Origin of the sequence: Pseudoselenomonas ruminantium (assembly GCF_900113715.1) — a bacterium.
Taxonomy (GTDB): Bacteria; Bacillota; Negativicutes; order Selenomonadales; family Selenomonadaceae; genus Selenomonas_A; species Selenomonas_A caprae.
The window spans coordinates 1-12,163 of record NZ_FOQK01000041.1; the positions used below are offsets into that span (position 1 = coordinate 1).

Annotated in this window: 16 protein-coding genes; 2 read left to right on the forward strand and 14 right to left on the reverse strand. The window is 59.0% G+C overall.

Annotation, left to right across the window (positions count from 1 at the left end):
- Positions 1 to 267: 267 nt before the first annotated feature.
- Positions 268 to 2,274: a molybdopterin-dependent oxidoreductase gene (locus BM181_RS14470; protein WP_075445821.1), complete on the forward strand. Its 2,007-nt coding sequence runs from the start codon at positions 268 to 270 to the stop codon at positions 2,272 to 2,274.
- Between the two features lie 92 nt (positions 2,275 to 2,366).
- Here BM181_RS14470 and BM181_RS14475 read toward each other — a convergent pair whose 3' ends face one another.
- The 14 genes from BM181_RS14475 to BM181_RS14540 form a co-directional block, all read right to left on the reverse strand.
- A complete protein-coding gene (locus tag BM181_RS14475; protein WP_075445822.1) occupies positions 2,367 to 3,119 on the reverse strand; it encodes an exodeoxyribonuclease III in 753 nt (250 codons plus the stop codon).
- A gap of 18 nt (positions 3,120 to 3,137) precedes the next feature.
- The gene (gene lepB / locus BM181_RS14480) at positions 3,138 to 3,659 is read right to left on the reverse strand and encodes a signal peptidase I (protein WP_075428709.1); all 522 of its coding nucleotides are present in this window, start codon (positions 3,657 to 3,659) and stop codon (positions 3,138 to 3,140) included.
- Between the two features lie 80 nt (positions 3,660 to 3,739).
- The gene (gene rplS, locus BM181_RS14485; RefSeq protein WP_075428710.1) at positions 3,740 to 4,081 is read right to left on the reverse strand and encodes a 50S ribosomal protein L19; all 342 of its coding nucleotides are present in this window, start codon (positions 4,079 to 4,081) and stop codon (positions 3,740 to 3,742) included.
- A gap of 154 nt (positions 4,082 to 4,235) precedes the next feature.
- Positions 4,236 to 5,324: a 3-dehydroquinate synthase gene (gene aroB / locus BM181_RS14490; RefSeq protein ID WP_075428711.1), complete on the reverse strand. Its 1,089-nt coding sequence runs from the start codon at positions 5,322 to 5,324 to the stop codon at positions 4,236 to 4,238.
- Entirely contained in the window at positions 5,317 to 5,847 is a 531-nt protein-coding gene (locus tag BM181_RS14495; protein ID WP_075428712.1) for a shikimate kinase, read from the reverse strand. The genes aroB and BM181_RS14495 overlap by 8 nt, the downstream gene beginning before the upstream one ends.
- A 2-nt stretch (positions 5,848 to 5,849) precedes the next feature.
- Positions 5,850 to 7,010 carry a chorismate synthase gene (gene aroC, locus BM181_RS14500; RefSeq protein WP_075445823.1) on the reverse strand — a complete coding sequence of 387 codons (1,161 nt, stop codon included), beginning with the start codon at positions 7,008 to 7,010 and terminating at the stop codon, positions 5,850 to 5,852.
- An 82-nt stretch (positions 7,011 to 7,092) separates the two neighbouring features.
- Positions 7,093 to 7,644 (reverse strand): type 4a pilus biogenesis protein PilO, encoded by a 552-nt coding sequence (pilO, locus tag BM181_RS14505; RefSeq protein ID WP_075445824.1) that lies wholly within the window; start codon positions 7,642 to 7,644, stop codon positions 7,093 to 7,095.
- A gap of 30 nt (positions 7,645 to 7,674) precedes the next feature.
- Entirely contained in the window at positions 7,675 to 8,907 is a 1,233-nt protein-coding gene (locus tag BM181_RS14510; protein WP_075445825.1) for a PilN domain-containing protein, read from the reverse strand.
- Positions 8,882 to 9,364: a hypothetical protein gene (locus BM181_RS14515; RefSeq protein WP_143092228.1), complete on the reverse strand. Its 483-nt coding sequence runs from the start codon at positions 9,362 to 9,364 to the stop codon at positions 8,882 to 8,884. Before BM181_RS14515 ends, BM181_RS14510 begins: the two co-directional genes overlap by 26 nt.
- Positions 9,315 to 9,848, reverse strand: a complete 534-nt coding sequence (locus tag BM181_RS14520; RefSeq protein WP_075445827.1) for a hypothetical protein — start codon at positions 9,846 to 9,848, stop codon at positions 9,315 to 9,317. The genes BM181_RS14515 and BM181_RS14520 overlap by 50 nt, the downstream gene beginning before the upstream one ends.
- Positions 9,845 to 10,252 carry a hypothetical protein gene (locus BM181_RS14525; protein WP_075445828.1) on the reverse strand — a complete coding sequence of 136 codons (408 nt, stop codon included), beginning with the start codon at positions 10,250 to 10,252 and terminating at the stop codon, positions 9,845 to 9,847. The genes BM181_RS14520 and BM181_RS14525 overlap by 4 nt, the downstream gene beginning before the upstream one ends.
- Entirely contained in the window at positions 10,249 to 10,773 is a 525-nt protein-coding gene (locus BM181_RS14530) for a pilus assembly FimT family protein (RefSeq protein WP_075445829.1), read from the reverse strand. The genes BM181_RS14525 and BM181_RS14530 overlap by 4 nt, the downstream gene beginning before the upstream one ends.
- Positions 10,774 to 10,782: 9 nt before the next feature.
- On the reverse strand, positions 10,783 to 11,256 hold the full coding sequence (locus BM181_RS14535; protein ID WP_075445830.1) for a prepilin peptidase: 474 nt from the start codon (positions 11,254 to 11,256) through the stop codon (positions 10,783 to 10,785).
- Positions 11,253 to 11,669 (reverse strand): competence type IV pilus major pilin ComGC, encoded by a 417-nt coding sequence (locus tag BM181_RS14540; RefSeq protein ID WP_082336347.1) that lies wholly within the window; start codon positions 11,667 to 11,669, stop codon positions 11,253 to 11,255. The genes BM181_RS14535 and BM181_RS14540 overlap by 4 nt, the downstream gene beginning before the upstream one ends.
- A gap of 212 nt (positions 11,670 to 11,881) precedes the next feature.
- On the opposite strand from BM181_RS14540, the gene BM181_RS14545 reads away from it, so the two are divergent.
- A partial coding sequence (locus tag BM181_RS14545; protein WP_143092229.1) for a helix-turn-helix domain-containing protein occupies positions 11,882 to 12,163 on the forward strand: 282 nt, incomplete at its 3' end.

Genomic DNA, 12,163 nt, shown 5'->3' on the forward strand with positions numbered 1-12,163 from the left:
GACTACCTTACATTTAAATTCTGCACTATATTTTGCCATAAAAAGACCCCCATAAGTTAGATTCCTTGGTCTAACTTATGGGGGTCTCTACATATTTCATAGGATTTTGAGGTCTTTTTATATCTGTTTAATTGTATAAAATAAACTATAAATTTGTCCCATATGCAAATAACACTAGTTTATATGCTATCATAAGGACTATTATCATCGCAAGAATTAATTTATTGTCGTATAATATAAGGTAACAAACACAACGGAGGTGTTCCTATGGAAATCAAGAAATCCGCCTGCCCCTACGACTGCCCCGACTGCTGCGGGCTGCTTGTCTATACCGAGGGCGATGAAGTTATCAAAGTAAAGGGCGACCCGAGCCACAGCTATACCCGCGGCACGCTCTGCCCCAAGATGGCGCGCTACGAGCGCACGGTGCACTCACCGGCACGCCTTACGACGCCCCTCAAACGCGTCGGCCCCAAGGGCAGCGGGGAATTTGCGCCGATCAGCTGGGACACCGCCATTGCGGCCATCGCCAGCCAATGGAAAACCATCATTGATACGTACGGTGCCGAGGCCATCCTGCCCTACTCCTATGCTGGCACCATGGGCACCATCCAGTACAGTGCCGGTCATAGCTTCTTCTATCAGCTCGGCGCCACGAGCCTTGACCGCACCATCTGCGCGCCGGCAAAATCGCGCGGCTATCGCGACGTCATGGGAGGCACGCTGCCCACGGCACCCCAGGAGGCCGGCTGCAGTGACTTCATCATTCTCTGGAGTATCAGCATGCTGGCCACCGACATCCACTTTCGTCACGACGTGGAGCTTGCCCGCCAGAACGGCGCCAAAATCTGGTGCATCGACACCTATGAGACGCCGACGGCCCGCTATGCCGACCACTTCACCTGCGTGAAGCCCGGCACCGACGGTGCCCTGGCCCTGGGCCTTATGCATGTGCTTAGCCGCGACGGACTTGTCGACGAGGAATTCATCCAGCAATATGTCACGGGCTGGGAGGAACTACGCGACAACGTCCTTCCCCGCTATTCACCAGCTGACGCAGCAGCCATCACGGAGGTTCCTGCCGCAGCCATTGAGGAGCTTGCCAAGGCCTTCGGCCGCGCCCGGGCCCCCTTCATCCGCCTCGGCAGTGGCCAGTCCCGCTACGGCAACGGCGCGATGACCTCGCGGCTCATCACCTGCCTGCCCGCCATCGTCGGCGCCTATGCCCATACTGGCGGCGGCCTGCTGACCTCGGCCTCGGGCAGCCATGCCTTTGACAAGAGCATCATCCGCCGCCCCGAAAAGGAAAAGGGTGGCGTCCGCCATATCAATATGATAAAACTCGGCCAGGCCCTGACGGATGAAAAACTAGCGCCCCCCATCAAGAGCCTTTACGTCTATTCCTCCAATCCTGCCTGCACGGCTCCCGAGCAGGCCCTCGTCCAGCAGGGGCTTTTGCGCGAGGACCTCTTCACCGTCGTCCACGAGCGCTTCATGACCGACACAGCCCGCTATGCCGACATCATCCTGCCTGCAACGACTTCCCTGGAGCACGACGACATCTACTATTCTTACGGCCACTATACCGTCCAGCGCGGCGATGCCGCCATCCCACCGGTCGGCCAAAGCAAATCCAACTGGCAGGTCTTTTCGCTGCTGGCCAATGCCATGGGCATCGATGATACCTTCTTCCAGCAGACGGAAGCGGAACTGATCGAAAAATTCATCGCCAGCACCGACACCGCCTGGCCACTGCCTGTCGACAAAGCAAAACTAGCAAACGGCGAGCCAGTCGACCTGCCTCTGCCCGAAAATTACAAACTCGATTTTAAAACACCCTCAGGCAAAATCGAAATCAAAAATCCCGCCATCGAGCCAGCCCTGCCCGACTACCGTCCGCCCCATTACGCCAAGGATGACGAGTCCTTCCTGCTGATCAACGCCCCGGACCCGCGTATCCTCGACAGCTCCTTCAACGAGCGCCCCGAGCTCACGCGGGGCCATATCATGGAGCTTTTGATGCATCCTGATGATGCCCAGCACCTGGGCCTTTGCGAAGGCGATACCGTGCAGGCCAGCAATGCCCAGGGAAGTGCGCAGTTTACGCTGACCCTGACGGCACGCACCGCCCCGGGCCGCGTCGTCAGCGAGGGCGTCTGGTGGAACACGCTGACAAAGACTGGCAACACCAACCAGCTGACCCATGCCCGCACCACCGACAAAGACGACGGCAGCACCTTCTACGATGTCAAAGTCAACATCAGCAAGATCTGACCGGTCAAATTTTGACAAGTCAATGCTGACAAGTCAAAAAACGGCAGCCGCAATCCTGACATGTCAAGATTGCAGCTGCCGTTTTTACGTGCTTATTTCAGTTCCAAGCCCACCGGGCAATGGTCACTGCCAAATATTTCGTTGTGGATGGTCGCATCGGCGATGCGGTCTTGGAGCCGCTTCGACGTCACAAAGTAATCGATGCGCCAGCCCGCATTCGTATCGCGGGCCTTGCGCAGGTACGACCACCAAGTGTAGATGCCTGTACGCTCCGGATACAGCGTGCGGAAGGTATCGATGAAGCCCGCCTCCAGAAGCTCCGTGAACTTGCCCCGTTCCTCATCGGTGAAGCCTGCATTATGATGGTTCGTTTTCGGATTCTTGAGATCGATCTCCGTGTGGGCCACGTTGAGATCGCCGCAGACGATAACCGGCTTCTTGCTGTCAAGCTCAAGCAGATAGGCACGGAAAGCATCCTCCCACTCCATGCGGTAGGCCAGACGCTCCAGCTCGCGCTTGGAGTTCGGCGTGTAGACCGTCACGAAGTAGAATTCTGGGAACTCCAGCGTGATCACACGGCCCTCGTGGTCGTGCTCCTCGATGCCGAGCCCGTAGCTTACCGAAAGGGGCTCGATGCGCGTGAAGACCGCCGTCCCCGAATAGCCCTTCTTCTCGGCACTATTCCAGTACTGCTTATAGCCCGGCAAGTCGAGAATCGCCTGATCCGGCTGCATCTTCGTCTCCTGCAAGCAGAAGACGTCCGCCCCCAGCTGGCAGAAAGATTCCATAAAGCCTTTTTTGAGGCAGGCCCGCAGGCCATTGACATTCCAAGAGATAAATTTCATCGGCAATACCTCATGCTATCACGGCAGCGTCTTGAACGCATCAAAGGGCCAGAACACCAGCATCGCCTTGCCCTTGATGAGATTGAGCGGCACAAAGCCGACATCGGCGAAGCGGCTGTCCTCCGAGTTGTTGCGGTTGTCACCCATGACGAAGATCGTCCCCTTCGGCACCGTGGACTTCGGATATTCGCTCTTCGTCTTCTCAAGGATGTAGTCCTCGTTCAAGAGCTGGTCATTGACGAATACGCGGCCATCCTTGATTTCGACCGTATCGCCAGCCGTCGCGATGACGCGTTTGATGAAATCGCGTTTCGGATCACGCGGATACTGGAAGACGAGGATTTCCCCCTTCTGCGGCTCGCGGAACTGGTAGATGAACTTGTTGACCACCAGGCGCTCCTGGGACTGCAGCGTTGGCCGCATCGACGGCCCATCAACGATGTACAGCTCTACGACGAACTGACGGATGATGAATGCCAGCACAACAGCGACGACAATCGAGATAATCCAATCCTTGGCTTCTTCTCCTAAAGAACTCATTACAGTATCCTCCTCCTAATCGACTTTTAATCTACAAACAAATAGGGACTGCCCAAAAGCAGTCCCTACCGTTACGCCAATTAGCGTTTCTCTTTGATACGAGCAGCTTTACCCGTAAGGTTGCGCAGATAATAGAGTTTTGCACGACGAACGATACCCTTGCGGACAACGTCGATCTTCTCAATGCGCGGGGAATGAACCGGGAACATACGCTCAACGCCTACGCCGTAAGAAATACGACGAACCGTGAACGTCTCACGGACACCCGTACCCTGACGAGCGATGACAACGCCCTCGAACATCTGGATACGCTCGCGGGAACCCTCGACGATTTTCGCATGAACGCGAACCGTGTCACCAGGGCCGAAAGCCGGGATGTCAGAGCGGAGCTGTTCTTTTTCCAAAGTTTCGATGATGTTCATTTGTATATTTCCTCCTTATTTCAGACGTTCGTGGCAAGCATCTCATGGGTGACAAGTCACCGGCTCACTCAGAGGACCGCCCACATATACTCTGATAGTTTATCATAAAAGGAAGAGCGTTTCAACACCCCGAAAAATTAATTTTCACTGAAAATCAGCGGGAAATACGCGCCGCCATCGCCCGCTTGACGACCTCCTCGGGCACGTCATTGCGGGATACCACCGTGCCGATTCCCGTCATGAGCACCCAGTTGACCTTGCCGCCCACGGTCTTCTTGTCGTGGAAGATATCTTCATACATCGCCTCCACGGTGCAGCCCTCGGCCTGCACCGGCAGATGCAGTGCCGCAATGAGCCTGTTCACACGCGCTGCAGTATCCGCAGGCAGCAGCCCCAGCTGTACGCTGATATCGGCGGCGCCAGCCATGCCGATGGCGACGGCCTCGCCATGGTTGTAGCGCACATAGCCGGTCTCCTTCTCGATGGCATGGGCCATCGTATGGCCAAAGTTCAGGATGCGGCGCAGGCCGGCCTCCTGCTCGTCCTGGCTCACGACAGCCGCCTTGATCTCACAGGAGCGCGCGATCATATGCGTCGCCGCCTCGGGCTCCAGACTCAGCACTGCCTGCTGGTTCTGCTCAAGGAACGCAAAGAACTCCGCATCATAGATGATGCCGTATTTGATGATCTCCCCCAGCCCCGTATAGATTTCGCGCTTGGGCAGCGTCTTCATCAGTGCCAGATCCATGAAGACGGCCTTGGGCTGATAGAAGGCCCCGATGAGATTCTTGCCCAAGGCATGGTTGACGGCCACCTTGCCGCCCACGCTTGAGTCAACCTGCGCCAACAGGCTCGTCGGCAGCTGCACGAAGGGCACGCCCCGCATATAGGTCGCCGCGATGAAGCCAGCCAGATCGCCGACCACACCGCCGCCCAACGCGAAAATCGGCGACTTGCGGTCAAGACCAAGCTCGATGGCCTTGGTATAGAGCCCCTCGGCCACGGCCAGGCACTTGGAGCTCTCACCAGCGGGAACCTGCGCGATCTCCACCTGCAGCCCGGCCGCCTGCAGCAGCTTCTTGACCTTGCTGCCATAGAGCGGGCCGACATTCGTATCCGTCACGAGCAAGGCCTTCGGGGAAAACCCTGCCCTGCGCACAAAGGCCTGCAATTCCTCTTCTAATCCATAGCCGATATAGATGGAATAACTCTTCTCGCCTAACTCTACCTTGACCTCACGCATGCAGTACACCTCTTGTTTTCAAAAAACGCACGATATTTTCCACGACCAGCAGAGGCGACAGCTCACTCGTATCGATGGTGTAGTCCGCCTGCTTGTAAAGCTCCCGGCGCTCAGCCATCAGCTGCTCCACCGCCTTGCGGCGGTCACCCTGGTCGGCACCGTCCAGGACGGGCCGCGTGCCGCGGCGGTTCGTGCGCGCCAGCACCGCATCGACACTTGCACTCAGGCAGACAATGACACCGCTCTTCTTGAAATCCGCCACGTTGTCCGGATTCTTGACCGTGCCGCCTCCCGTCGAGATGACCGCGTTGCGGCGCGCCGCCAGCCGCTTCACCAGCGCCCGTTCCTGCTCCCGGAAGTACGCCTCGCCCTTCCGGGCAAACATATCGGGGATGCTCATGCCCGCCTCTTCCTCGATTTTCTGATCCATATCAATGAAGGCCGCGCCCAGCTTTGCCGCCAGCATCTTGCCGGTGCTCGTCTTGCCCGTGCCCATGAAACCGATGAGTACGACGTTCCTCATGCTCACCAATCCTTCCCGATGCGCTGTTTATAGCTGTCCATTGCCGCCTTGACGTCCACCAGCGCATCAGCACCGAACTTGTCGCAAATAGCCTCCGCCATGACAAAGGCCGTCATAGCCTCGCCGACTACGGCTGCCGCCGACACGGCGCAAGTATCGCTGCGTTCCTTGCAGGCCAGCACAGCCTCGCGGCTCTCGATGTCGATGGAATGCAGCGGCGTCATCAGCGTCGGGATTGGCTTCATAGCCGCTTTGACCACGACCTCCTCGCCATTCGTCATGCCGCCCTCCAGGCCGCCCGCACGGTTCGTCTTGCGGTACACCTCGCCAGTTTCATCGAGGAATACCTCATCATGGATCTGGCTGCCCGGCAGGATGGCGCAGTCAAAGCCTGCACCGATCTCCACGCCCTTGATGGCCTGGATTGACATCATCGCCGCCGCCAGCTTCGCATCAAGACGGCGGTCCCACTGGATATGGCTGCCGAGGCCTGCGGGCAGGCCGCGGACCGTCACCTCGAAGATGCCGCCCAGCGTATCGCCAGCCTGCTTGGCCGCATCAATCTTGGCCTTCATCTGCTGCTCAGCCTCAGCATCATAGCAGTTGAGCTCCGAGCCATTCTCCGTGCCGAGTTTTGACCGGTCAATCTTTGACAAGTCAACAGCCACGCCGCCGATATTCGTAACCTGCGAGACAATGCTTATGCCCAGCGCCCGCAAGAACTCCTTGCAGACTGCGCCCACAGCCACGCGCATCGTCGTCTCGCGGGCGCTCGACCGCTCAAGGATATCACGGACATCCTTGCGGTCATACTTTTTGACGCCAGTAAGATCGGCATGGCCCGGGCGCGCAGCAGTGACCTTCGGGCCAGCCGGCTCCCCGAATACCGCCATGCGATCTGTCCAGTTGGCAAAGTCCTTATTGACCACCTGAAGCGTCACCGGGCCGCCCAGCGTCTCGCCGAAGCGCACGCCCGAAACGATTTCGACTTTATCCTTCTCGATCTTCATGCGGCCGCCGCGGCCATAGCCCTGCTGACGGCGGGCCAGATCGCGGTTGATGGCCTCAAGGTCAAGCTTCAGCCCCGCTGGCAGCCCCTCCAGGATTGCCGTCAGACACGGGCCATGGGACTCCCCAGCCGTCATAAAACGTAACATACTCATACAGGATACACCTCGCAGGTTTTCAAATTTCTATCATTAATAGTTTAATTTATTGTATGTGATAAATCAAGTCCTCTGAATATCAATCATTGTCCACAGGACCATCTCCTGCCCAGGCATAGATCCGCAGCACCAGCACGCAGTCAAGCCGTCCCTCCTGCTGCCGCACTGCCGTCCGCTCCACTTGGATGCAGCGTTCGCTTTCCCGCAGGCCACGCAGGAAAGCCAGCAGGTCGAAATACGTGCAGCGGAACCTGACCTCCACGGGCAGGACCTGCATATCCTGCTGCCGCTGCACTGCCTGCGGTGTCACCTGCTGCAAGGCCACATGATGGCGGAGTGCCTCGCGCTGCAGCAGGCTCAAGAAATCCCCCTGTGCCAGCTCCGCCGGCAGAGCCTTGTCGGCCCGTGCCTTGCGGTCCGTCAATTCCTGCCCATAGGCTGACAAGTCAAGATGCGCATTCTGGTAATTCGTCACCGTCACGATCTGACGCTGCGTCACCTGGGCATCTCTCAGATACTCCTGCCGGGCCGCCTGCAGCGGCTCATGGATGCCCCATAGGACCACGGCCCCCAGCACCAGGCTGCTGCCTGCCGCTGCCACCAGCCATTCCCTTCCTGCCAATTGCCGCAACTTGCTTCCTCCTTTCCCGCCATGCCTCATCTACAAATGCAGTGCCAGCCGGAAAGCAACGGTACCGCCAGCCCGCGGCTGCTTGCCCTCCGCCGTATCCCCCGACGACTCCAGCACCGGCCCCTCGGGAAAGAAATCCTTATCCCGCTCGAAGACCTGCACGAAATCCGCGATTGCCTCATAGCTCACGGCCTGCCCCTCTATCTCCAGCACATCCTGATCGCGCAGCTCGATGCCCTCGAGCCAGACGCCATCCACGGTCATCGCCCCCAGGTGCACCAGCAGCCCATACCAGGGAAAGCCTGCCTGCGTCAGTCCCTGCCAGCGCTGTTCTTTCCGCTCGAGCTCCGACCGCAGCTGTTCCAGCGCTTCCATCTGCTGCTTCTGCGGCAGAAGCCGGGCCAGTTCCTGCTGCCGGGCCTCGGCCTGGGCCCGGGCCTGATAGAGCGACCAGCCATCCCAGCCGATCAGCACCCCCGCCCCCAGCAGGCAAAGGCCTGCCAGCAGCGCTGCCAGCCGCCGGTAATCCCATCGCTCAGCCGTTTCCCTGCGCTTGAGCAGCCATGCCGCCCGCAGCGCTTCCTCCTCCAGCCCCCGCAGGAACAGCACCGCTGCGGCGGCCGCCGGCTCGATGGCCACCGCATCACACCGCAGTGTCCCCTCAGCCCAAGGCAGCTGCCAGCCTTCCACGGATAGCTGCTCCTCCCTTGGTTCCTCCCTGCCCCTCGGCTCCGCTGCCGGGAACGGCACCACCAGCTCAGTCAGGGGAATCTCAGCCTGGACAAAGGCCTCGCAGGCCTGCCGGATATACTCGCGATTCACGGCTGCCGCCCACATATCCGGCCTGCCCGCCACCTCAGCGCTTGCCACCTGGAAGGCTTCGATATCTAGTGCAGCCTCGCTGAGCTGCGGCTCCAGCTCCCAGTAGACGGCTTCCCGCCGCTCAGCCACAGGCATATCTGGCGGCAGCGGAATCCAGTAGGTCAGGATTTCCGCCTGCGCAGCTGCAAGCACGCGCGGAATCTTTTCCCAGCCCTCGCGCGCCAACCGGACACTGATCCGCTCGGCCTGATCCGCCAGCGCCAAGGGCTCAGCCGGCAGCTGCACGGCACCACCTATCTGCCAAGCCTCCCCGCAGACCAGCCGCACCAGATAGACCTGTCCCTGCCCATCGATCTCAATGCCGACCACCTCCGGCCACGCCTTGCGGCAGCGCCGCACCAGCTTCTGCCCCCACTCACGGAGCCCAGCCCAACCATACATATGACGTTCCTTCCTTCCGCAATACGCCCTTGACCAGCCGATGGCGTTCCCAGCGGGCCCCCGCCTCCTTGTAGCGGGCAAAGCCCAGCAGATACAACTTGTCCTGCCGCGGCACGGCCGTGACCTGCACCGCCATGTTGTCAGGATAGCAAAAGCCCGCAGTCTTTATCTCGGTACGCTTATGCCCCCAGCACACCTCAGCCTGCTCCGGATGGGCCGTGATCAGCTGTGCCGCCTGCTCTGTCACCCCTTCGGCTGCCAGCCGCAGCTGCGTCTCCTGCTGGTATTCCTCATCGGCTGCCTGCATGGTATGTATCGTATGCAGCATCGCCAGCGCAAACAACACCACTACCAGCATCAGGCAGAGCATCACCACCGTGACAGCCCCCGCTTCGCCTGCACGCGGCTCATTTCCTGTCTGGCGGCAGATAGACTGCCGTCTGCAACGTATACACATGACCTGTCCTTTCGCTCACGCCTTGCAGCCGGATTACATACAGCCCTTCATGCCCAGGCTCTTCCTGGCACGAAAAGTCCTGTATCGACGCCTCGGCCATCGCCGAGTCGCCAGTCATCGGTGCCGAAGCATCAATGCCATCCACGAGTTTCCGCGTGCCTTCCATATTATGCAGCCAAAAAGTCCGCCGCAGCGGTTTATTGTCCCAATTGGACGGCGGTAGCGCAAATTCCCGCTTGCAGATATCGTATCCTTTTTCCTCGGAATGATTTGGCACAATGCGTTCAGCCTCCAGCGCATGCTCCACCACCCGCTGGAAGGCTATTCCCACCTCCTGCTGCAGCTCCGCATCGGCCATGACCAGGAAATAATTCTTGATGCTCCACAGCACCATGGTTCCAGCCGCCGTCAACAACAGCACGAGCATCGGCAGCGACACGGCCGCTTCGAGCAGCACAAAGCCCTTCTGCTTGCCATCCCTCATGATTTCAGCCCCTTCGCTCCGTCCTGGCGGCATATGACCCGCGAGAACTGCAGCTTCCCCTGCCGGTGAAGGCTCTGCCAGTCCACCGTCACGACAACCTGCCAAGCATTCTCTGCCACTGGCTGCACATCTGCCTGCACAGCAAACCGTCCGTTATTCATCTGCAATTGTTCCTTCGCCCCCAGCCAGCCCACCTGTCCTTCCTGGAGCCCCCGCTTCGCTGCCTGCCACTGCAGGCGTGACAGCTCCTCCCGGGCCAGGTAAACGCCCGTCGTGCGCACTGCATCGATTTCCTCGGTCAGCATGGCCTGCCGGTACAGCCGCAGGCTGGCAGTCATCGCCAGCAGCACCACGCCCACCACCAGGATCTCCAGCAGAATGTAGCCCTCCGCCCTGCTATTCATCGCATCATCCTCTTTATCCGTATCCTGCCCGCCCGGCTGATCATGATCTTGCGGCCCTCATTTTCCCAGCCCTCACAGTACAGGACCAGCGTCATCATCTGCTTGCCGATATCGTCCAGGCCGCCATTCTGCAAGAAGGAAATGGTCCGGTTGCCGCTGCCGGCAGGCTGGTCGTTGCGCCGCACATGGACAAAGGGCAGGTAGTGATGCACGCGCGCCGTTTCTCCTGCATGGCTCTTCACCCGGAACACATAATACGTCTCCTCCACCCGGATGCTCGCCTTCTGCTCCATCGGCTCCTGCTGCCCGTAAAGCCACGCCTTGTCCGCCACCATGCGGCTCAAGGACTGGGTGCGCCGCAGGTCAGCCAGCAGGCACTCCGACTCATATTCCAGTGCCGTCTCCCGATAGAATTTGAGCAGCGACGGTGCTGCCACCGCGGCCAGGCAGGCCACTATCGCCAGCACCACCGCCAGCTCCCCCAGGACAAAACCAGCATTTCCCTGACCCCTGCCCTCCATGCTATCGCCTCACCATAACGACCAATACCACTGCCAGCATTCCGCGCCCACCTCATAGGCGAAGAGGAAGCCGCCAGCCAGGAAGGGGCCGAAGGGCAGCGTATCTGACCAGCCCTGGCGTCCCTGCCAGACCAACACGCAGGCCCAAAGGCCGCCTGTAAGGAATGCCATGCCCAGCGCCACCAGCATGGACTGCCAGCCCAGCCACAGCCCTGCTGCCCCGGCCAGTTTGACATCGCCCCAGCCGAGCCCGCCCCGGCTGAGCCAGCGCAGCAGCCATAGCAGGCAAGCGCCGCAGCCGCTCCCCCCGAGTGCCTCCATACCGCTGCCCTGACCGCCCAGCCAGGGAATGACGGCGGTAGCTGCCAGCAGTGCCACCAGCCTGTCCGGCAGCAGGCCCCAACGGATATCGGCATACGCCAGGCCCGCCAGGCAGACGCCAAACACCACGCCGCCCAATGGCACCAAAACCGCCCCCATCATTTGCCGAAGTCTCCCGACAGATGGTCATCGCAAGCTGCCCGGCGCGTCGACATCGCCCCCAGGGAAATGCCCTCCGTCGCCACCAGCTTGTAGGCCGTATCCTTTATCGTATGTCTTACCGCCTTGCCGTTCGCATCCTTCAGGAAGCAGTCGCCCACGGGCGGCTTCAGCTTGTCGATATCATTGACATAATCCTTGAGCTGCGAGATCTCCGTAGGCACCCGCCCCTCCTGGGCCTCATACACGGCCACAGCTGCATCGAGAGTGCTCAGGTCTGCCTGTATCTTGCTCGTGTTGGCCATGACGATCATCGAATGGAACTTCGGCACCGCAATCGTCGCCACCACGCCGATGATCATGACAGCGATCAGCACCCCCAGCAGCGAAAAACCAGCTTCCCTTGACGTATTCATCCTGCTCTCTCCTTTCAGCATCTGCCCGCCTCAGCATGACTTCTGTATGGCAACGCTGCTACACTTCGCCATTGTCCATGGATTTCCTTTGGATTTCCTAAAAATCATGTTACAACATTACACACAAAAGCCCCGCTGGACCGTAGATGATATGCTCCCTATTAGGTAGACAGAAGAAATAATAAAACTGTCTGCTTGATAGGGAGCATTTTATGTACAAGAAGAGATTATCACCCGAAGAGAAAATCCACTTCATTGAAAAGTATAAACGTGGAGAGGGCAGTTATGCCTCCATAGCCGCGGATGCAGGTGTTGACAGAAGATCCTTCAGGCAATGGGTTTGTAACTATGATGCTTGTGGCCCGGATGTATTCTTCAAACGACATCATCAGCGCTATTCTGTTGAGTTTAAGGAAACTGCTATCCACGATTATCTTTCTGGCGTGGATTCACAAGATGCTATATGCCGAAAATACGGACTTCGTTCGCGGAGA